Here is a 19,630-nt window from a genome sequence, read left to right as displayed (position 1 = left end):
ACTCGCACATCACTGCTCGCAACGGAGGTAGACAGCCATGTCCGATCAACCTGATCAGAACGACTCTCACGCACCCTTCGCACAAGCTCTCGACAATGCTGAGGCGCTTCTCGGCTTCCGCCTGGAGCGGTTCCTCCAGAGCACACCGAGCGAACCTGCCAATTCCGAGGACTTCAAGCGGATCGCCACGGTCCACGCGTTCGGCGACGTGTGGCCGCGAGATGAGCATCTCGATGTCCGGACCCGAGCACTTGTCTCCGTGACGGTAGCCGCAACGCTAGGCACGTTGGAGCCGTTGCGGGGACAGCTGCGTATCGCACTGAACTCCGGCGCAACAAAAGAAGAGATCGTTGAAGTCTTCATCCAGATCGCCGTGTACGGCGGCGTTGCGCGAGCCTTCGAGTGCTACCAGATCGCGGCGGAAGTCTTCGCGGAACAAGAATGACTTCAGAATGCGGCAGCCATCACCTGATTGCGCAGTCCGGACCCGAAATTCCCTGAGCCTCCGACACGATTCGAACCCGCGACATCCTCATTACAAGTGACGCAGGATGGAGTTTCTGCCTGTGATTTCAGTCGTATCTGTGGCAACGGTGCCCGCGATTGCGCCGCGGGGGTGCGCCGGGGGCACACGTAGAGCGCCCGGCCCAAAGCTGGAACCCAGCTCTCACCGCGACCGCCTGGCTGATCGACGACCTTCCGGAGTCGATGCATGAGCGCAGGCGAACCTCAGCAGGAGACTTATGACCTACGAACGTGTGTATTCACGATGTGCTTGCGCCCTCCGCGTTCAGGATTCAACCTCTACCGAAGGCATCGATCAACGCCGCTGCTTCGGGAGAGAGGATGGCCCGCTCGATGGTTCGCGTCTCTTCCGCGCCGCCCGTCGCGCGATCGACAGACCATGACGTCCGCAACAAACGACGTGCGTGTCCCAGTGCCTCCGCGGGGCCGGCTGCGAGCGAGCGCGCAAGTTCCTCAGCGCGGGCCAGTGCATCTGTGCCCACGACTTCGCTGACCAGGCCCCATGACAACGCAGTCTCGCCATCGACCACGGTCGGTGTCAGGATCATCTGCAAGGCTCGCATTTGCCCAACGGCCCGCGGAAGCAACCACGAAACTCCGCAGTCGGGCGTGAGCCCGATTCCGGCGTAGGCCGTGACGAACTTCGTTGCCCGCTCAGCCACGATCAGGTCGCCCGCAAGCATCACGCCGATCCCAGCACCCGCAACCGCACCCTGCACCGCCACGACTGTCGGCTTGGTCATGGAGTCCAAGCGCTGCAAGGCCGCGTCGAGGGTATCCGCGAGATCCCGGACGTACGCCCCTCTGTTCTCGGCGGCGATCATACTTGAGACATCCCCTCCGGCACAGAACCTTGATCCAGCCCCACTGAGCAGGACGACTCGCGCATCGTCGTCCCGCTCGATCCTGCGAACCGCAGCGTCGAACGCGTGAGCGCCCGCCAGATCGAACGCGTTCGAACGGTCGGGACGGGTCAACCGAAGATGGGCGATGCCATCGTGAATCGAAAGGCTGAGCGACTCCATCACCGTCAGTGACCCCGCGACTGAGTGTGCTGTAGACCTTGGGCGTTCATCCTGGATCGCGACGGGATGAGGTCACCTTCGGTGGCCTCGGAGTCGATGGTGCGGAGAGTCCCCCATCCACAACGGCAGTACTCCGTGGCAACCACCCGCGCTCCCTGCTGCGATGGATCACGGACGAGGAACACCTGCCCTTGGTAGATCGCGGTCCAGATCTCTGGAACGGTCCACTCACGGACACTTCGCGCTGCACCATCGGAGACTGTCACCGCTCTCACGTGACCACCGTGTGCGCACGACACGACGGACATGTCGATGACCTCGTACGGCTCCATTTCATCCTCCAATTGGCTGTCGAGTCGGGCCGGGGCCAAGCCGTGATCTGATGGCGCCGTCCGGCGGCATCGTCAGTTGAACGTGACCACACCACGCAAGTTGAGCCCAGAACGAAGATCGGCGAATCCCTGACCGATGTCGTCAAGGGAGTACGTCTTGGTCACGAGCTCGTCAAGGATCAGTTGGCCGTCGCGATACATCTGTACCTGGCGTGGAATGTCGCGCCTCGGATTGCAACCTCCGTAGATGGATCCTTGAATCCGTTGGTGCAGCATGGCCACCTGGAAGAGGCTGATGGGGGCGCCGAGATCGGTCATCGGAGCGACACTCGTGATGACCACGGTGCCCCCTTTGCGCACGGTCGACAATGCCTCTGCCAAGTGATCTCCAGCGAGGACGCCGACTGCGATGACGGCCTTGTCGGCGCCTTGACCATCAGTACGCGAGCGCGCCAGTCGGCCAGCTTCTTGCATCGAGGCGACTGCGTGAGTCGCGCCGAAATCGCTCGCCAACGTCCGCTTCATCGCCACAGGATCGACGCCGATCACACACCCAGCTCCGGCATGCCGAGCGCCCTGAACGGCGTTCATCCCGATGCCACCGAGACCCATGACGATGATCGTGTCGCCCGGCTCGACCCGAGCATCGTTGACGGAGCTACCCCAGCCGGTGCTGACACAGCAACCGAGTAGGCAGATGACGTGTAGCGGCAGGTCCCGGTCAACCTTGATGACCGACGCGACGTTGACAACTGTGTGCTCGGAGAACGTACCGATCGAGCTCATCTGCCCCACCGGTCGGCCATCCGGCGTATGCACCCGCCACGTCGAGGGATCATCTGGACGGCACCCACTCAGAGCGTGCGCCCCAAGGTCGCAGAGATTCTGCTGGCCGGCCGCGCACCACCTGCACCTGCCGCACGCCGGGACGAACGAGAACACGACGTGGTCGTCCACCTCGACCTCGGTGACGTCTGTTCCAAGGGCCACCACGACGCCGGATCCCTCGTGCCCACCACAGAACGGATAGGTCTGGACCTGCAGGTCTCCCGTGGCGAGATGGTCATCCGAATGGCAGATGCCCGATGCTGACATCTTGACCACAACCTCGCGGGCCCGCGGCTCATCCAGCACCAGGTCAACGACCTCATAAGGTCGCCCTGGAGCAACAACCACGGCGCCACGCGTCTTCATCGGCGACCTCGAGCTCCGTGCTCGAATGTCATACGCTCACGGCAAACCCGGACCCGGCCGCCGCGTGAACGTCGGCCGCTTCTGCCATGATCCGATCTATCAGGTCCGCGACTCGCGGGATGTCGCGAATCAGTCCTTGCGCCATGCCTGTCGTCCAAATGCCCGCCTCGACATCACCTTCTTCGAAGACTTTGCGTCCGCGCACGCCAGCGACCAAGTCCTTGACGTCGGCGAACTCGCCACCATTGGACAGGATGTCCACGACCCGGCGGCTCACGCCATTCGAGGCCACTCGAGCAGTGTTCCTGAGCTCGCGGAAGATCAGCTCAGTATCTCGCTCGCCGGCTTCCACGATCGCTCGCTTGACGTTTTCGTGCACCGGCGACTCCGCTGTGCACATGAACCGCGTGCCCATCGTCACTGCGTCGGCGCCGAGACTGAGGGCCGCCATCAACCCGCGACCATCGGCAAAACCGCCGGAGGCGATCACGGGGATGTCGAGGGCGTCCGCGGCGGCCGGCAGCAGCACGAGACCCGTCACATCATCTTCGCCCGGATGGCCTGCACACTCGAAACCGTCGATGCTGACGGCGTCCACCCCTGCTGCCTGCGCGCTGAGAGCGTGACGGACACTCGTGCACTTGTGAATCACCTTGACCCCCGCAGCAGAGAAGAACTGCAGGTGAGACGCGGGATTGGAGCCTGCAGTCTCCACCACTGTGATGCCGGCCTCAATGATCACCGCCCGGTACTCGTCATACGGTGGCGGGTTGATCGACGGAAGGATGGTCAGGTTGACTCCGAACGGTTGATCCGTGAGCTCTCGCGTTCTCGCGATCTCCCGCATCAGATCGTCAGGTGTGGGTTGTGTCAGTGCGCCAAGAAAGCCGAGAGCGCCTGCCTCGGCGACCGCGGCGGTGAGCGGCGCCCGGCTCACCCACTGCATGCCACCCTGAATGATGGGCACGCTCACACCAAAGGTCTCGGTGAACCGGTTGCGGAACGTCGGGGCCCTCATCGGGGAGTCATCCGGATGGCGCCGTCGAGACGAATCGTCTCACCGTTGAGCATGGCGTTCTCGACGATGTGTGCAGCCAATTCGCCGAACTCGGTGGGTCTACCGAGACGAGCCGGATGCGGCACCTGACGACCGAGCGAGGCTTTAGCTTCCTCGGGCAGCGAGGCCAAGAGCGGAGTGTCGAACAAGCCTGGGGCGATTGTCACTACGCGAATCGCGAGACTCGACAGATCCCGCGCGATGGGCAGGGTCATCCCGACCACGCCGCCCTTCGATGCCGCGTACGCCGCCTGGCCGATCTGACCGTCGAACGCCGCCACGGAGGCCGTGTTGATGACTACGCCGCGCTCCTCGCCGAGCGGGTCGAGCTCCGCCATGCGAGCGGCCGCGAGCCGGATCACGTTGAACGTACCAACCAGGTTGATCTCGACGACCCGCTGGAACGCGTCCAGCGGATAGGGCACATTGCCACGACCCACGGTCTTGACGGCATCACCCGTCCCGGCGCAGCTCACTGCGACACGGAGATCGCCCAGCTCACTCGCGAGGTCGACCGCCGCCTGCACTGCCTCAGGGTCACGGACATCCGCAGCCGCGAACCGCACGACATCACCAAGGTCGGCCGCGACTTCCTCACCGGCCGATCCGGGCAGATCCACGATAACCACCCTTCCGCCCCGGGCAATAAGCGCGTCGACGGTCGCCCGGCCAAGCCCTGAAGCGCCCCCTGTCACGAGGGCGACTGTGGTGCTGATGTCCATACGAAATACCTTTCTGGGTGTGCACATGACGAGGATCCCGACGCTGTGGCTACGGGACTATGAAACGCGGATGGCTCCTTCTTGCATGGTGGTGGCGCACAGCTGACCGTTCTGGTCGAAGACTCGACCGCGGCACAGCGCGCGACCGCTTCCGGCCCAGTCGCTTTCGACCTCGTACATGAACCAGTCGTCGGCGCGGCAAGGCGCGTGGAACCACACCGTGTGGTCGACCGTGGCGAACAGGACGCCGGGGTCATCGATCGCGATCCCGTGAGGTACGAGCGCTGTCGAGAGCATCAGGAGGTCAGACAGGTACACGACGGCGGCCGCCTGCACCGAAGGGTCGTCGGCCAACCGCTCGGCGGAGCGCATCCATGCCCGCGTGAACGGCTGGGAGCGCACCGGCTGCGCGTTGCGCTCGAAGTCCTCAGGAAACCGGAGCTCGACCGGGATGCGGCTCATCAGCCCGTCGAGCCAGTCGGTCGTCGCCTTGTCTTGGGCGAAGGTCACCGCGGGCACCGGCACGACATCGGGCGATGGGGCGCGGAGGCTGGGCACCTGATGTGCCACTCCGTGGCGGGGCACTTGGAACGAGGCCGTCATCGTGAAGATGACACGGCCATGCTGGTGGGCCGCGACCGAGCGGTTGCTGAACGTGCCGCCGTCGCGCTCGGTACGAACGAAATAGATCACCGGGACCGACGAGTCACCAGGCAGCAAGAAGTACGTGTGAACCGAATGAAGCAGCCGGCCAGGTGCCACGGTGGCCGTCGCGGCCATCACGGCTTGCGCCGCGACCTCCCCGCCGAAAACCCTCCCGGCCACGCCGTGTCGGGCATCGGCGCGGAACGTGGTCGGTTCGAGTTGATCCAGCCGGAGGATGCCCGACAAGCTCCTCATGGCTTCCGGCTCGGCAGAAGATGATGCCTCGAAAGTCGCGCTCACGAGAGGTGGAGCGCTCTCGTCCTGACGGGTCCAGTGCCGGTCGGTCTCCCCACGACTAACTCCTCGCCCGTCGACATGCACTCTCGAAGTCGCAAGCATACCAATTTGACTTTTAAAAGTATATAGTCCTTATAAGGATTTGAAATCCCGTGCGTACACACATTTACCTGAGATGAAGGTGGCGCGAACACCCAACGAGCCGCCGGTCTCGACAGCCGCCAGCGCGTGGCGGATCGGCACCTCGAGCAGGCAAAGGCTGGCCTCGGCGCCCGGGGCCACCGTGCGCACGGCAGCCTCGAGTCGATTGGGTTCCAACAAGTACGACTCCAGCACCACGTCCGCTCGTACGCCCTCGTCAGGTCGGGTGGCACAGGCATGAAGCGTCCGGGCGGGATCCGGGTCGCCGTACGGAGCATCGCTGCTCACGACTACTCGGATACCGCGAGCCAGCAGACCCGCGTGCCGCCACAGCGCTGGCCGCTCGGCTGGCGCGCTCTCCTGGCGAAACTTCGCACCGTGCCGAGCGAAGACTGTGGGCTGGGTGACGACCGTCAGACCAAGCTCGGCGAGCCGCTCGGCGGCGGCGTCCTCACAGATCGCGGCGTGCTCGATCCGGTCGCCGGACAGCGTGCCCACCTCGTCGAAGGCTGCGATGGCGACAGCCAGGGCGGTCGCGGTGACCGCATGCACTGCTACGGGTCGACCCTGACCATGGCAGGCCCGCACGGTCGCACGGAACTCATCGAAATCGATCGCCGTGTGATCCGGCAGCACGATCTTGCGTGGACCCCCTCCAGACTCCGCCATCGAAAGCACGTGCTGTGGGACCGCGGACACGATGCGTTCCAGACCTCTCGCGTCCAGGTCAGGGGTGGCATCGGTGAGGTGCGTGACACCACGCGCCGCCAAGTCGCGACCGACGTCCGCCAGGTGTGCATCCAGCCCGTCGTCGACCTCGGCCAGCAGATGGCCCAGCCGCCGGTCTGCGCGCCACAGCTGGCCCGATTCCCGCTCGGTCTCCGCGAGTCCCTTGGCCAGCACCTCGACCGCCGCCGTGGAGAGCGTCCAGAGCGCTCCGCTGCGGTGTTGCACTCTGACGGGACGATCGCCCCAATGGCGATCGATATCGTGCCGGGTCAGCTCGCTGCCCGCGCCGACGACTCGCAACCAGCCGGATCCTTCAGGAGCCGGCGCATGATCCAGGTCGGTTGCGCCGGCGAGGTCGATCGACGCGCGCGCAGCGGCCATGGCAAGCACGTGTACGTGGTGGTCAGCCAGGCCGGGCAGGAGCGCTCCCCCGGCGCCGTCGACGACACCCTCCCCCGGCAAGGGGTCGAGCCCCGCCGCGACGTCGACAACCCGTCCCTCGGCGATCCGGCAATCCACAAGATCCGTGCCGACCTCGACCGAACGGAGCAGCCAGGGTTCATTCGGTGGCATCGATCAAACCCCACGTGAGTGCTGTCGAAGCGTCCAGGGTTCGGCCTGACAACGCCCACCAAGTGGTGCGATGGCGCCCGATCCGTCGGGGGATGCTCGTCGTGCCACCGGCCCCCGGCACGAGGCCCATCGAGATCTCCGGCAGCGTGAAGGTCGTCCCGGGACGAGCGACGACCCGGCCCGCGAAGGCTGGCAACTCGACGCCCGCGCCGAAGCAGTCGCCATGAACCCGGACCAGCACCCGCCCGCTCAACTCGGCCAGCACTCCGCCCACCGAGGCTGTGCTTCGAATCAGGTGAGCTCTCGATGGATCAGGCGTGGTCGCGAACTCGTCGAGATCACCGCCTGAGCTGAAACAGGGCCCGTCGGCGTCGAGCACGACCGACAGTGACTCGTCCCAGCGAGCGAGCTCCAACGCCTCCAGCAGTTCGTCCCGCATCTGTGCGTCCATAGCATTGCGCCTGCTGGGATGCGTCAGCGTCACGCGCAGCACGTCCCCGTCACGAGACACCCGGGTGCGGGGTGTGGCCGCCTGCTCCCGGGAGCGACGGGGGCGGTCCTCGCGCCAACGCTGGAACTCCTCGCCTGCGAGCAGCATCGAGTACGTGGCCGACTCCGCCACCAGTCCGCGACGAAGGTCTCGATACGACTCGGAACGAAGCAACCAGACCAGGCTCAAGGAACTGGTAGGCCGCTCGCACACGATGGTCGCCAACGCTCGTGCGGATGCCAGGGGATCGGCCACTGCGACCGCCCGACGATCCGGGTCACGCTCGACCAGCACGACATCGGCTCGCTCCGCGAGTGCCGGAGCCACCTCGGCGGACGAGCTCGCGAGGACGACCACGACCGGGCCAGGTTCTTCGGTATACGCGTCGTTCGACGGAGCCGATAGTCCGTCGGTGAGAATCACGACGGGCGTCGTTGGCCTACCGTCCGGCCCGATGCCCAGTTCGGCGCCACGCGGCGACCACAGCTGCGATCCGACCTCGACCCACGACATGCTGCCATCCTTGCAGCATGAGAACCCTCCCTCTCGCTGGGAAGCCTCTGGCTGCGCAGTCTTGGCCGGCAGCGACAGTGGCGGCTTCGCTGCTGCGAGAGCTCGGCGCCGAGCCCGACACCCGCCCGCCGGCAGCCGCCGTCGTGTTCAACGGTTGCGTGGTCGATTGTCCAGAGACGAGCTCGGACGAGGACTGGGCGGCGACAGGACTGGCTGCGCTCACCGGGCGGCCGAGTGGTCCGTTACTTGTGCCCGTCGGAGCCCCGGGCACTGCGGCGCGCGGTCTCACTCTCGCTATTCGCGCGCTTGGCGGAGTTGCCGACGACGGCGCCGCCCTGCTCGGCATGCGTCGCGACATCCTGCCTCTGAGCCGCGGCGGCACGAAGTCGGCGAATGGAACGGCGCGACTGTTGCCGACCCGCGACGGTTGGCTCGCGATCAGCCTGGCTCGCTCGTCCGACTTCGAGCTCGTGCCCGCCCTCGTGAGCGGCGAAGCATCAGATCCTTGGTCGGAGATCGCCATGTGGGCCTCCCGGGTCGAGACCGCCTCAGCGGTTGACCGCGCTGCGACACTCGGCCTCGCGGCGGCCGGCCTCGGGGAGCAGATGCATGCCCGTCCTTGGAGCATCACTCCATGGCCGAAGACATCGCGGCCAAGGCGGCAAGAACGACCGGTTGTCGTCAACCTCGGCGCACTCTGGGCCGCGCCACTCGCCGCCCACGTGCTCCACCGCAGTGGAGCGACTGTCGTGGATGTGCGTACGGGACGGGGCGAAGACGTGAACGACCGTTGGCGAGATCGCCTTCACGACGGACATCAAACAGAGCATGTGGATCTGACGAGTCCAGACGGGCGCAACCACCTGCGCGAGCTTGTCACCGAGGCCGACGTCGTGATCGAGGCAAGCCGGCCACGAGCGCTGCGCCAGCTCGGCGTCGATGCCGAGAGCATCATGCCGGACAAGCGACCTCGCGTATGGCTGCGCCTGACGGGTTATCCACGGCCGGCGGAGCGAATCGCGTACGGGGATGACGCGGCAGTCGCTGGCGGGCTTGTTGCACACGACGCGAACGGACCTGTGTTCGTCGGCGACGCCATCGCCGACCCGCTGACCGGCCTGAGGGCGGCTCTCGCGGCGCTGGCGTGCCTGAGCGAAGGCGGGTCGTGGGTGGTCGACCTGGCCATGAGTGGTGTCGCCGCCCACGCGGCGGGAATACCCGATTCCGGCCACAATCAGTGTAAACTTAAATAAGAATGTCCAAACTGGGTTCCTAGAATGGACGCCACCGACAATACAGGGGACGTGCGATGTTAGATCCGATCTCAGATTCGCCGCGCCGCGCCCGCGTCCAGCCGCGCCTGGCCGAGCTGATCGCATCTGAGCTCCGCGAGCAGATCCTCAACAGTGTTCACACGTCAGGTCTGCTCCCCAAGCAGGACGATCTGGTGGCGATGTTCGGCGTGAGTGCGCCTCCACTTCGTGAAGCCCTTCGCATTCTCGAGGGTGAAGGACTCATCACCGTACGGCGCGGCAAGGTCGGCGGTGCCGTCATCCATCGCCCCGACGGCGGATCCGTGTCGCACGCCGTTGGCATGGCTCTTCAAGGAGACCAGATTCGTTTGCGGGACCTCGGCGGGTCGATCCTGTCATTCGAACCGGTCTGCGCACAGGCGTGCGCAGACGACGTCGATGTACGAGAAGTTCTGCGGCCGATCCTCGAACTCAACCTGCAGCAGACGGCCGAAGCCATGGGCGACGGCCCGGTGTTCACACATCGCGCCCGCCAGTTCCATGATCTCGTCGTCGCTCAGACACCCTCGCGGACAACACGTCTGCTGGTGCGAAGCCTGGTGGCGATTTGGTCGGCCCAGGAGGAGATCTGGGCACACGAGGCCAGCGAGCTGGGTCAGTACCCGACCGAGGAGGCGCAGCGTTCGGTCCTCGAGGCACACACCCGCATCGCCGAGAAGATCTTGAATGGCGATGGTTCCGGCGCCGAGCGCTCTGCCCGTACTCACCTGGCGGCCTCCCAACAGAGCATGCTCAGCCTGTTCGGCGACCGTGTTGTCGACGCGTCCTCGGCTCGCGCCGTACGCGGCCTGCGCGATGAGACAGCGCGCCAGTCCGACAGCTCCCGCCTGTATGCCGGCGTCGACCTGCCGAGCGGACGCGCCTGGGTCAGCTCACTTTGATGAATGCAGGCACTAGTCTCAACGCGGCATTCCGAGCAGTCGCTGCGCGATGATGTTGAGCTGCACCTGCTCCGATCCGCCGTAGATGGACGCCGCCCTCGAGTAGATGTATTTCTCGAGCCAGCGCGACCCCGGTCCGGTCGTCAGCACTGAGGGCCCGAGCAACTCCAGAGCGGCACGATGCAGTGTCTGGTCGACGTCTGTCATGAGGATCTTGTCGACCGACATCTCCGGTCCCGGCAGCGAGTCGTTCTGCTCACGCTCGGTAAGCCGGCGTCGGACGTGCTCAGTCAGCACACGAAACCGCACTTCGAGCTCACCGAGGCGCTGCCGCGCGAGGGGCGGCACGTGCCCGTCACTGCTCACAAGCGTGCGCAACTCGCCCAGCGCTGCACCGAACTTCGACAGGTAGCCGACATCGGCGGCGCCGCGCTCGTACGCAACGGTCATCATGGCGATGGCCCAGCCGTCGCCCTCGGCCCCGATGCGGTTCTCCTCGGCCACCTCGACGTCCTCGAAGAACATCTCGCAGAACTCCGACTCGCCGGTCGCAGCCACGATCGGCCGTACGTCGATGCCCGCGGACTTCATCGGCACGACGAATGCCGACACGCCCTTGTGGCGCCCGCCCGGCTCGCCCGTGCGGGCCAGCAGGATGCAGTAGTCGGCATACTCGGCGTAGCTCGTCCAGACTTTCTGGCCCGTGATCCGATACCGGTCACCGTCCTTGACCGCGCGCGTCGACAGGTTGGCGAGGTCAGACCCCGCGTTGGGCTCGCTGAAGCCCTGGCACCAGTAGTCGTCGCCGCTCAGCAAGCCGGGCAGAAAGCGCTCCCGCTGCTCCTCGGTGCCCCACTGAAGGAAGGCCCGACCCATGTAGCCAATGCGGGGCGCGTCGGGGGCGCCGCTGGCACCGATCTCCTCGTTGAGCACCACGTCATACGCGTTGCTGAGGCCCTTGCCGCCGTACTCCGTGGGCCATGACAAGCCGACCCAGCCTCCGCGGAACAGCACCTGGTGCCACCGCTTGAGGAACATCGCCTCGGACTCTTCGGCTTCCGGCGTTATGGTGTGGTCGACGAGCCAGGTGCGCAGCCCCGATCGGAACTCCGCGATCTCGCTGCTGTCACTGAAGTCCATCGGACCGACCTTCCACGACGTCAAACAGGTGGCCGCTCAGGGCCGAGCCGTTGCCGAGCACCTCGGCGTCTAGCAGGACGCGCCGCAGGTGGCGGTGCGCCGGGAACTCCCAGGTGATCGCGACTCCGCCGAAGACCTGCACAGCCTTCTCGACGACCTCGACGGCTGCGGAGGCGCCGTAAGCCTTGGCCACGATGGCGGGGACGACGTCGCCCTGGCCGGAGTCGAGCGACCAGGCCGCGAACAGCACAGCGCTGCGCTGGGCCTCGACCTGCACGTGCGCGCGGGCGCACAGGTGCTGGACGGCCTGGAACGTGCCGATCGGCTGCCCGAACTGCACGCGCTGGCCAGCGTATTCAATGGCTGATTCAAGCACCGCGCCCGAGGCGCCGAGGAGGTCGGCCGCGAGGACGACGTGCGCGAACGCCTCGAAGGCCGTGCGGGCATCGGCGTCGAGCGTGCCGCCGACGAGCTCGGCATCGCCGGCCGGGACGGCCACGGGACGGGAGAGATCCTGGCTGCCGGTGGCGCCTTCGAGCGCCCTCACCACGAGGTTCTCGCCGTCGAGCCCGACGGCGTGGGTCACTGGCACACCGGCGTCCCACGCGAGGGCGTCGTCGGCCGCCAGCCCGCGCAGTTCCTGGTCGAGCAGCACGGTCAGGGCCTCGTCGGGCACCACGTGGTCGACGTCGGCGAGGCGCTGCAGCTCGGTTGCCAGTAGCGTGCCGACCAGCGGAGCGCCGCAGACCGCGCGCGCCATCTCCTCGACGACGATCACGACCTGGCCGACGGTTGCCAGCGGCGCACCGTCGTCGTCGGCACCACGCAGCTCCGTGAGACCCGACCGGACGAGGGCACCCCAGCAGCTCGTGTGGTCGTCCACCTCGGCGGCGCGGGTGGAGCGGCACCGCTCGGCGATGTCGGCGACGGTGCGCCGCAGCGCGACGTCCTCCTCCGACTCGTGCAGCGTCGCGGTCATCGGGGCGACCAGCCGGACGGCTTGGAGGCCGCGCGGTCGAGCCCGGCGGCGGCGATCGGGTTGCCGACCTGGGTATACATCAGGGCCGTCGCCATGGCCTGCGAACGGCCGAGGTCGCGCGACTGCCACAGCGCCTTGATCGTGCCCTGTACCGCGGCAGCCGGCTGGCTGGCGATCGTGGCGGCCAGCGACACGGCCCGCTCGACGATCTGGTCGCCCTCGACGATCTCGCTGACGAGACCGGTCTGGCGGGCCGTCTCGGCCGTCACGCGCTCGTGCAGGCCCATGATGGCCATACGGACGACCTCGCCGTAACTCATCTTGTAGGTGAGGCTGATGGGCTCGAGGGCCGCCACCATGCCGTACGTGACGTGCGGGTCGAAGTACGTCGATTCGGGCGTGCCGAGCACGATGTCGCACTCCCCGATCCAGTAGAACGCTCCGCCCGCGCACATGCCCTTGACGGCGGCGATGACGGGCTTCCAGACCTCGTTGGTCTTGGGGCCGAGCTGGCGTCCGGGGTCCTCGGACTCGCGCCACGGGTCGGCCGTGTCGACCCACGGGCTGTCGTTGTCGCCGATGCGCTCGGTGACGTCGAGGCCGGTCGAGAAGGCGCGGTCGCCGGCCGCGGTCAGCACGATCGCGTGGACCGAGTCGTCGCCGCGCAGCTCGGCCCAGACCTGAGCAAACTCGCGGCGCATCTGCTCGTTGAAGGAGTTCAGCACCTCCGGGCGGTTGATCATGACCTGGGCGACGCCCTCGGCGGGTCGCGTCAGCTCGATCGTCTCGTAAGCCGGGGTCGTCATGAGTAGCCTTCCGTCGACAGGGTGTGGCAGCACTTTAGTCTATTATCTTTGCAAGGTATACGATGATACCGCCCTCGACCGCCCATGATCGGAGCTCGACCCATGCCGCGTGCCAGTGACCTGTTCAGCCTCGAGGGCAAGGTGGTCCTCCTCACCGGCGCCACCGCAGGCCTCGGCCGCCGGTTCGCGTCGACGCTCGCCGAAGCGGGCGCCACGGTCGGCATCATCGGTCGTCGAGCCGAGCTGCTCGACGAGATCGTCGCCGAGCACCCGGGATGCGTCCCCCTGCCGCACGACCTGTCCGACGTCGCCGGCGTGCCGGCCCTCGTCGAGAGCGCGGTCGAGCTGATGGGCCCGATCGACGTGCTGGTCAACAACGCGGCGTACATCGCCGGCGGCGTCAGGGCCGAGGACGAGACCGCCGAGCAGATCCAGACGACGCTCGACGTCAACCTCCTGTCGCCCATCGCGCTCGCGCAGGCGGTGTTCCCGTCGATGAAGGAGCGCGGCGGCGGAGTCATCGTCAACGTGACCTCCATGGCCGGCCTGGTGGGACTCGACTTCTTCCCGCAGGCAGCCTACGGCGCCTCGAAGGGCGGACTCGAGGCCATCACGCGCCATTGGGCTATCCAGTGGGGCAAGCACGGCATCCGGGTCAACGCGATCGCACCGGGCTTCTTCGAGAGCGAGATGACCGGCGGCGTCATCCACCACGACAAGGTGCAGAGCTGGATCCTCGACAACACGATGCTGCCGCGCCACGGCCAGACCGCCGACTTCGACGGTGCACTGCTCTACCTGGCCAGCGACGCCAGCTCGTACGTCACGGGCCACACGATCATGGTCGACGGGGGCTGGACCGCCCGCTGACCCGTCGCGCGAGCTACCTCCCCGTCTCGGCGAGCTGCGCGCGCAGTTCGCGCCGCAGCAGCTTGCCGGTCTCGCTGTAGGGCAGGGCCTCGCGGAACTCGACGACGCTCGGCATGCGGGACGACCGCAGGCGCTCGCGCACCCAGCTGCGCAGCTCGTCGGCGTCGACCGCGGCACCGTCCGCCGGCACGATGAACGCCGCGACGGCCTCGCCCCACTCCTCGTCGGGCATGCCGACGACCGCAACCTCCGCGACGCTCGGGTGCTGGAGCAGGACGTCCTCGATCTCGCCGGGCGACATGTTCTCGCCGCCGCGGACGATGACGTCGTCGGCACGGCCTTCGATGAACAGGTAGCCCTCGTCGTCGAGCCAGCCGTTGTCATTGGTGTGGAACCAGCCGTCGGCGTCCTTGGCGTCGTTGCCGTCGTACTCGCCCGACACCTGCTCGCCGCGCACGACGATCTCGCCCTTGACGCCCGGTGCCACCGGCCGGCCGTCGAAGCCCCAGACCTGCAACTCGATGCCGGGCACGGCGCGCCCGACGGAGCCGAGGCGCGCGGCCACGGCGGGATCGGCGTGGCCGAAGGACACCCGATGGTCGGCGGGGCCGAGCAGGGCGATCGTCGAGCTGGTCTCCGTGAGGCCATACGCGTTGACGAACGCGACTTCAGGCAACAGCGTCAGCGCGCGTTGGACGACGGGGGTCGGCATGCGGCCGCCGCCGTACGACAGGTGGCGCAGCGACGACAGCGTCGTGCCGGTCTCCTCGATGACGTCGAGGATGCGCGAGAGCATCGTGGGCACGATCATCGCATGGGTGACGCCCTCGCGATCGACCGTCGCGGTCCACTCGTGGGCGTCGAACTGCGCCATGTAGACGACCCGGCGGCCCAGGTAGACGTTCGACAGCACCGACGCCATGCCAGCCACGTGGTACGGCGGGACGCTGACCAGCGCGGCCTCGCCCTCCTCAGCGCCCATGAACTCGGTCGTGGAGATGATGTATGAGACGAGGTTGCGGTGGCGCAGCAGCACGGTCTTGGGCGCACCGCTGGTGCCGCTCGTGAACAGTGAGATCGCGACGCCGTCGGGGTCGGGCTCGGCCAGGTCGGCCGCGTCGCCGGGCACGGCGCCGACGAGCGCGGATGCGGGGACGTCGTCCAGGCCCGGCACTCCAGCGATGCGCGCACCCGTGCTCTGGTCGGCCACGACCACCGCGGGGGCGCAGCGCGCGACGGCGTCGCGGAGGCGGTCGTCGGCGAGACGGTAATTGACGGCCGTGAAGGTCTTGGACGCCATCGCGCTGCCGAACAGCAGAGACGGAATCTCGTCGATGTTGACGCTGGCCAGCACCAGGCGGTCGGCCTCGCGGCGGGTCAGCTCGGACGCCACGGCCCGGGACTCGTCGCGGAGTCGGGTGTAGGAGACGCCGCCGGCCAGCGAGCCCACCGCGATGCGGTCGCCGTAGCCGTCTGCTGCCATCTCGAGGAGCATGGAGATGTTCACGTGGACGTTCCGTTTCTGTGCACTGATGTGGTCATGGTCCCACCCTTGGGCCGTCGGCGAGCTCGTCGAGTGCGACTCGGGTGGCCGCTACGTTCGACGACACGTCATCGTCCCCGCCGTTCACGGGCAGCCGGACGCCGCTGAGGTGGGCGGCTCCCTCAGAGGCGAGGAACCGCACAACGGCCGCGACGTCCTCGGGGGCGCAGACGCTGCCGAAAGGCAGCAGGGGTGCGAGGTCATGGATGTCTCGGCCGTGGGCCGCGCGGATGAAACGCCGCCCGAGCTCGGTGTCGACCAGACCCGGCGCGACGATGTTGACGCGCACACCGTGATACCGCTCCTCGTTGGCGAGGGTGCGGGCCAGGGCCTCCATCGCGGCCTTGCCAACGTTGTACGGCGAGCCGAGGCCGCGCATGTGGTCGGTGACAGCAGACGAGACGAACACGACGGCCGAGCGCTCCTGCTCGCGCAGGTGCGGGACGAGCGCCTGGGTCAGACGCAGCGGCCCGTACAGATGGACGGCCAGCTGGCGCTCGAACTCGGCGACCGGTGTGTCCACGACGTCGGCGCCAGGGCATGCGACGCCAGCGCAGTGCGCGAGGGTGTCGACCCGGCCGAACGTGTCGATCGCCGTCGACGCGATCGTGGCGGGCCCGTCGGGGTCCGCGAGCGACGCCGCAACGGCGACCGCCCGGCGTCCGATGGCCTCGATGGCCGCCACGACCTCGCGGGCCGCGTCGTGGTCGCGGCGGTAGGCCACCACGACATCGTGGCCGTCCTGCGCGAGGCCGAGCGCCACGGCGGCGCCCACCCCACGACTGGCGCCCGTGACGACCGCGACGCGTGCCATCACCCCGTGGCGGTCGGGACGATCCCGACCAGACCCTGTCCGTAGAGGCCGTCGAACGGCAGCTCGGTCATGGCGTCGAGGAGACGGGCCTGGGTCTGCGACTTGCCCCACGGCAGGCGGCGGGCCGGCTGGCTGTGGCGCGAGAGCCACGACAGGTCGACCTCATCGCAGAAGCCCATCGCGCCGTGCATCTGATGGCCCGTACGGAACAGGATCTCGGCGGTCTCGATCGCCGCGAGGCGACACGCGATCGCATCGACCAGCGCACCGGGCTGGCCCGTGACGACCGACCAGAGCGTGTACTTGGCGAGCTCGTCGAAGCCCAGCAGCGCCGTAGCGGTGTCGGCCAGGCGGAACTGCAGCGCCTGGAACGACGCCAGGGGCTGGCCGAACTGCTTGCGGTCGAGCAGGTGTTGGCGGGTCATCGCCATGGCGCTGTCCATCATGCCGAGCAGCGTCCAGCACGGGAGCGTGAGCGCGAGCGGCAGCGCCGCGAGGTCATCCTCGCCGGCGCCGATCTCGACCGGCGACACGAGGCCTCCGAGCTGGGTGTTGAGCATGGGGCCGATCGAGGTGACAGGCGAGCGGACACCCGCACCGTCGATGACCGCCCAGCGCAGGTCCGACGAGGCAGCGGCGAGGTTCACGCGCGGCACGGCACCCACCACGGCGAGCGCGTCGTAGCCTGATTCGGGAGCCGACGACAGACGCTCGGCAACCGGCACAGGCAGGGCGACTCGTCCGGCGGCGCGGCACACCGCGGCCGCGGCCTCCGCGTCATCGACGGATTCGCGCGGTCGGAGCTCCCAAACACCGATGCGCGCCAGAATGTCCGTCGCGTCGGGGCCCGCGGTGCCGCCCTCGACGGCGCGGGCGATGTCGACCCCGCCTGCCTTGGTGAGGGCCGCGTGCACGACGCGTCCGATCTCGAGGGCCTCTTCGGTCAGCTCGGTGTTCATGACGTCCTCAGCAGTGATCGCGAGAGCAGCATCCGCTGCACCTCGATGCTTCCCGACGCGACGGTCGCCGCCTGGGCATAGCGCCAGTGGTCGTCAACGGCGCGGTCGAACAGGTCGGTGGGCTTCTCGGCCCCGACGGCGCGCTCTTCGAGCATGTCCATCAGCACCTCGGCGGCTTCCTGGTCGGCCGTCGTCGCCGCGATGCGGTACGCCGCGGCGTCGGCCGGGTCCACCGCCCCGGTCTCCTGCATCTCGATGACTCGGTACGCCAGCAAGCGAGCCTGACGGACGTGGAGGAGCGCCGCAGCCCAGCGCTGCTTCAGCTCGATCGGCAGGCCATCCCAGCGGTCGCCGAGCGCGGACGGCGCGAGGTTGAGCAGGCGGTCGCAGCGGGCGTAGCGGGCGATGCCCACGCGCTCAAAGGCGAGGGCCTCGCGGACGATGTTCCAGCCACCGTCGACCTCGCCGAGGACGTCCTCAGGGCCGACCTTGACGCCCTCGAAGAACACCTCGTTGAGGTGGTGGGGACCGACCATGGCCTTGATCGGGACGACGCGGATGCCGGGGCGGTCCATGGGCACGAGAAAGACCGTGATGCCGTGGTGCTTCTTCTCGCCGCGGGTCGTGCGGGCCAGCAGGAAGCACCAGTCCGCCATGGTCGCGTACGACGTCCAGACCTTCTGGCCCTCAATCCGCCAGCCGCCACCATCGGCGATCGCGGCCGTGCGCAGCGAGGCGAGGTCGGAACCTGACTCGGGCTCGGAGAAGCCCTGGCACCAGATGACATCGCCGGAGGCGATGCGGCCGAGGTGCTCGGCCTTCTGGATGTCGGTGCCGAAGCGCATGATGGCCGGGCCGACCCAGTTGACGCCCATGTACTGCGCGCCGCGGGGCTCGAAGTGCGCCCACATCTCCTCGCGGACGACGGTCTGCTCCCACTGGCTCGAGGCCGATCCGCCGTACTCGACGGGCCAGGCCGGCGTCAGCTGACCCTTCTTGGCCAGGAGCCGGCAGAACGACTGCGCGAGCTCAAGGTCCTTCGGGTCGCTGGTGAACGCCCCGAGGAACGTCTCAGGCACGGCATCGGAGACAAGCCCCCTGAGGTCCTGGCGCAACGCTGCGCTGCGCTCGGAGTCCTTGAAGTCCACCGCATCCTCCATCATTCATCTCCCGCGGCACGTACCGCGGGAGTTCAGCGTTTCATAAACTGTTTATCTTTGCAAGGTTTAGAACCTTAAGTGATCAGACAATCGAGAAGCCGGCATCCACCGGCAATGCGACGCCCGTGATCGACCGCGCACGGTCCGACGCGAGGAACACCACGGCGTCGGAGATCTCCTGCACCTCGATGCGTCCCCTGTGCATCGCGTCGCCAAAGCCCCCAGCCACGCGCGACACGTTGGCCTCGACCCACGCGGCCATCGCGGGGTTGTCGACCATCGGCGTGCTCATGGCCGTGGGGTGGACCGTGTTGACGCGGATGCCGGCGGGGCCGAGCTCGATCGCGTAGGCCCGCATCAGGCCGACAAGCCCGTGTTTTGCCGCGGTGTACGCGTCGGCGCGTGCGTCGCCACGCGACATGCCCTTGAGGCCCGAGGTGGAGCTTGTGATGATGATCGACCCGCCATTGCCGGCCGACACCATGGCCTCCTGCGCGGCCTTGATCGTGTTCCACGCGCCCGTCAGGTTGATCGCGATGTAGTCGGCCCACTGCTCGTCGACCGTTGTGGTCTCCTGCGGCGGCAAGCCCTGGGCGACGCCCGCGTTGGCCACGACGACGTCGAGACGACCGAACGCCTCGACTCCCGCCTCGACCGCGGCCACCAGGTCCAGGCGGCTGCGCACGTCTGCGACCGCCGTGATGCACCGGCCACCCGCCTCCTCGACCAGCTTGGCCGTTTCGGCCAGGTCGGCGTCGGTCGCCAGGTCGTACGGCACGGTGTCGATCGGGTGGCAGATGTCGGTCGCGATGATCGCGACGCCCTCCTGGGCCAGCGCGATCGCGTGCGACCGTCCCTGGCCGCGGGCTGCGCCGGTGATCAGCGCGACCTTGCCGTCGAGTCCTGTCGTCATGCGGGGCGC

19 protein-coding genes are annotated in these 19,630 nt (G+C 67.6%); 4 read left to right on the top strand and 15 right to left on the bottom strand.

What is annotated here, in order from left to right:
* Nucleotides 1-37: 37 nt before the first annotated feature.
* Nucleotides 38-445, top strand: coding sequence for a carboxymuconolactone decarboxylase family protein (locus ESP70_RS19085; protein ID WP_149690917.1), 408 nt, complete (start codon nucleotides 38-40; stop codon nucleotides 443-445).
* Nucleotides 446-797: 352 nt separating this feature from the next.
* On the opposite strand, the gene ESP70_RS19080 is transcribed toward ESP70_RS19085, so the two are convergent.
* The 7 genes from ESP70_RS19080 to ESP70_RS19050 all read right to left on the bottom strand — a co-directional run bounded on the left by ESP70_RS19080 (nucleotide 798) and on the right by ESP70_RS19050 (nucleotide 8,243).
* On the bottom strand, nucleotides 798-1,550 hold the full coding sequence (locus ESP70_RS19080; protein ID WP_149690916.1) for an enoyl-CoA hydratase/isomerase family protein: 753 nt from the start codon (nucleotides 1,548-1,550) through the stop codon (nucleotides 798-800).
* Between the two features lie 404 nt (nucleotides 1,551-1,954).
* Nucleotides 1,955-3,076 (bottom strand): NDMA-dependent alcohol dehydrogenase, encoded by a 1,122-nt coding sequence (locus ESP70_RS19075; protein ID WP_149690915.1) that lies wholly within the window; start codon nucleotides 3,074-3,076, stop codon nucleotides 1,955-1,957.
* Nucleotides 3,077-3,104: 28 nt separating this feature from the next.
* Nucleotides 3,105-4,094: an NAD(P)H-dependent flavin oxidoreductase gene (locus tag ESP70_RS19070; RefSeq protein WP_149690914.1), complete on the bottom strand. Its 990-nt coding sequence runs from the start codon at nucleotides 4,092-4,094 to the stop codon at nucleotides 3,105-3,107.
* Complete coding sequence (locus ESP70_RS19065; protein WP_149690913.1) at nucleotides 4,091-4,855, bottom strand: 3-hydroxyacyl-CoA dehydrogenase; 765 nt, start codon at nucleotides 4,853-4,855, stop codon at nucleotides 4,091-4,093. The genes ESP70_RS19070 and ESP70_RS19065 overlap by 4 nt, the downstream gene beginning before the upstream one ends.
* Before the next feature lie 57 nt (nucleotides 4,856-4,912).
* On the bottom strand, nucleotides 4,913-5,746 hold the full coding sequence (locus tag ESP70_RS19060; protein ID WP_188110716.1) for an acyl-CoA thioesterase: 834 nt from the start codon (nucleotides 5,744-5,746) through the stop codon (nucleotides 4,913-4,915).
* 183 nt (nucleotides 5,747-5,929) lie between these two features.
* Complete coding sequence (locus tag ESP70_RS19055; protein ID WP_149690911.1) at nucleotides 5,930-7,240, bottom strand: amidohydrolase family protein; 1,311 nt, start codon at nucleotides 7,238-7,240, stop codon at nucleotides 5,930-5,932.
* Nucleotides 7,227-8,243 (bottom strand): enoyl-CoA hydratase/isomerase family protein, encoded by a 1,017-nt coding sequence (locus tag ESP70_RS19050; protein WP_149690910.1) that lies wholly within the window; start codon nucleotides 8,241-8,243, stop codon nucleotides 7,227-7,229. The genes ESP70_RS19055 and ESP70_RS19050 overlap by 14 nt, the downstream gene beginning before the upstream one ends.
* Before the next feature lie 344 nt (nucleotides 8,244-8,587).
* On the opposite strand from ESP70_RS19050, the gene ESP70_RS19045 reads away from it, so the two are divergent.
* Both ESP70_RS19045 and ESP70_RS19040 read left to right on the top strand, forming a co-directional pair.
* Nucleotides 8,588-9,496, top strand: coding sequence for a CoA transferase (locus ESP70_RS19045; protein ID WP_188110715.1), 909 nt, complete (start codon nucleotides 8,588-8,590; stop codon nucleotides 9,494-9,496).
* A gap of 56 nt (nucleotides 9,497-9,552) precedes the next feature.
* Entirely contained in the window at nucleotides 9,553-10,437 is an 885-nt protein-coding gene (locus ESP70_RS19040) for a FadR/GntR family transcriptional regulator (RefSeq protein WP_149690908.1), read from the top strand.
* A gap of 18 nt (nucleotides 10,438-10,455) precedes the next feature.
* Here the strand turns inward: ESP70_RS19040 and ESP70_RS19035 are convergent, their stop codons facing one another.
* From ESP70_RS19035 to ESP70_RS19025, 3 genes are read right to left on the bottom strand one after another with little or no spacing between them, the layout of a single operon-like run.
* Entirely contained in the window at nucleotides 10,456-11,577 is a 1,122-nt protein-coding gene (locus ESP70_RS19035) for an acyl-CoA dehydrogenase family protein (RefSeq protein WP_149690907.1), read from the bottom strand.
* Nucleotides 11,564-12,556 (bottom strand): acyl-CoA dehydrogenase family protein, encoded by a 993-nt coding sequence (locus ESP70_RS19030; protein ID WP_149690906.1) that lies wholly within the window; start codon nucleotides 12,554-12,556, stop codon nucleotides 11,564-11,566. The genes ESP70_RS19035 and ESP70_RS19030 overlap by 14 nt, the downstream gene beginning before the upstream one ends.
* Nucleotides 12,553-13,362, bottom strand: coding sequence for an enoyl-CoA hydratase/isomerase family protein (locus ESP70_RS19025; protein ID WP_149690905.1), 810 nt, complete (start codon nucleotides 13,360-13,362; stop codon nucleotides 12,553-12,555). Before ESP70_RS19025 ends, ESP70_RS19030 begins: the two co-directional genes overlap by 4 nt.
* 102 nt (nucleotides 13,363-13,464) lie before the next feature.
* Between ESP70_RS19025 and ESP70_RS19020 the strand changes: the two genes are divergently transcribed.
* Entirely contained in the window at nucleotides 13,465-14,232 is a 768-nt protein-coding gene (locus ESP70_RS19020) for an SDR family NAD(P)-dependent oxidoreductase (RefSeq protein WP_188110714.1), read from the top strand.
* Nucleotides 14,233-14,245: 13 nt separating this feature from the next.
* On the opposite strand, the gene ESP70_RS19015 is transcribed toward ESP70_RS19020, so the two are convergent.
* From ESP70_RS19015 to ESP70_RS18995, 5 genes are all read right to left on the bottom strand, one after another.
* Complete coding sequence (locus tag ESP70_RS19015; protein ID WP_149690903.1) at nucleotides 14,246-15,739, bottom strand: class I adenylate-forming enzyme family protein; 1,494 nt, start codon at nucleotides 15,737-15,739, stop codon at nucleotides 14,246-14,248.
* A gap of 31 nt (nucleotides 15,740-15,770) precedes the next feature.
* Complete coding sequence (locus ESP70_RS19010; protein WP_149691066.1) at nucleotides 15,771-16,589, bottom strand: SDR family NAD(P)-dependent oxidoreductase; 819 nt, start codon at nucleotides 16,587-16,589, stop codon at nucleotides 15,771-15,773.
* Nucleotides 16,589-17,548, bottom strand: coding sequence for an acyl-CoA dehydrogenase family protein (locus tag ESP70_RS19005; RefSeq protein ID WP_149690902.1), 960 nt, complete (start codon nucleotides 17,546-17,548; stop codon nucleotides 16,589-16,591). Before ESP70_RS19005 ends, ESP70_RS19010 begins: the two co-directional genes overlap by 1 nt.
* On the bottom strand, nucleotides 17,545-18,696 hold the full coding sequence (locus tag ESP70_RS19000) for an acyl-CoA dehydrogenase family protein (RefSeq protein WP_188110713.1): 1,152 nt from the start codon (nucleotides 18,694-18,696) through the stop codon (nucleotides 17,545-17,547). The genes ESP70_RS19005 and ESP70_RS19000 overlap by 4 nt, the downstream gene beginning before the upstream one ends.
* Before the next feature lie 94 nt (nucleotides 18,697-18,790).
* Complete coding sequence (locus tag ESP70_RS18995; RefSeq protein ID WP_149690900.1) at nucleotides 18,791-19,621, bottom strand: mycofactocin-coupled SDR family oxidoreductase; 831 nt, start codon at nucleotides 19,619-19,621, stop codon at nucleotides 18,791-18,793.
* Nucleotides 19,622-19,630 lie beyond the last annotated feature (9 nt).

Origin of the sequence: Aeromicrobium ginsengisoli (assembly GCF_004134905.2) — a bacterium.
GTDB lineage: Bacteria > Actinomycetota > Actinomycetes > Propionibacteriales > Nocardioidaceae > Aeromicrobium > Aeromicrobium ginsengisoli.
Note: the sequence above shows the minus strand (reverse complement) of the source record. Positions and strands in the feature narration are given on the sequence as shown.

Coding starts and splice junctions, on each gene's coding strand:
- ESP70_RS19085 (WP_149690917.1), top strand. CDS start 38: ATGTCCGATCAACCTGATCAGAACGACTCTCACGCACCCTTCGCACAA.
- ESP70_RS19080 (WP_149690916.1), bottom strand. CDS start 1,550: ATGGAGTCGCTCAGCCTTTCGATTCACGATGGCATCGCCCATCTTCGG.
- ESP70_RS19075 (WP_149690915.1), bottom strand. CDS start 3,076: ATGAAGACGCGTGGCGCCGTGGTTGTTGCTCCAGGGCGACCTTATGAG.
- ESP70_RS19070 (WP_149690914.1), bottom strand. CDS start 4,094: ATGAGGGCCCCGACGTTCCGCAACCGGTTCACCGAGACCTTTGGTGTG.
- ESP70_RS19065 (WP_149690913.1), bottom strand. CDS start 4,855: ATGGACATCAGCACCACAGTCGCCCTCGTGACAGGGGGCGCTTCAGGG.
- ESP70_RS19055 (WP_149690911.1), bottom strand. CDS start 7,240: ATGCCACCGAATGAACCCTGGCTGCTCCGTTCGGTCGAGGTCGGCACG.
- ESP70_RS19050 (WP_149690910.1), bottom strand. CDS start 8,243: ATGTCGTGGGTCGAGGTCGGATCGCAGCTGTGGTCGCCGCGTGGCGCC.
- ESP70_RS19045 (WP_188110715.1), top strand. CDS start 8,588: ATGCGTCGCGACATCCTGCCTCTGAGCCGCGGCGGCACGAAGTCGGCG.
- ESP70_RS19040 (WP_149690908.1), top strand. CDS start 9,553: ATGTTAGATCCGATCTCAGATTCGCCGCGCCGCGCCCGCGTCCAGCCG.
- ESP70_RS19035 (WP_149690907.1), bottom strand. CDS start 11,577: ATGGACTTCAGTGACAGCAGCGAGATCGCGGAGTTCCGATCGGGGCTG.
- ESP70_RS19030 (WP_149690906.1), bottom strand. CDS start 12,556: ATGACCGCGACGCTGCACGAGTCGGAGGAGGACGTCGCGCTGCGGCGC.
- ESP70_RS19025 (WP_149690905.1), bottom strand. CDS start 13,362: ATGACGACCCCGGCTTACGAGACGATCGAGCTGACGCGACCCGCCGAG.
- ESP70_RS19020 (WP_188110714.1), top strand. CDS start 13,465: ATGCCGCGTGCCAGTGACCTGTTCAGCCTCGAGGGCAAGGTGGTCCTC.
- ESP70_RS19010 (WP_149691066.1), bottom strand. CDS start 16,589: ATGGCACGCGTCGCGGTCGTCACGGGCGCCAGTCGTGGGGTGGGCGCC.
- ESP70_RS19005 (WP_149690902.1), bottom strand. CDS start 17,548: ATGAACACCGAGCTGACCGAAGAGGCCCTCGAGATCGGACGCGTCGTG.
- ESP70_RS18995 (WP_149690900.1), bottom strand. CDS start 19,621: ATGACGACAGGACTCGACGGCAAGGTCGCGCTGATCACCGGCGCAGCC.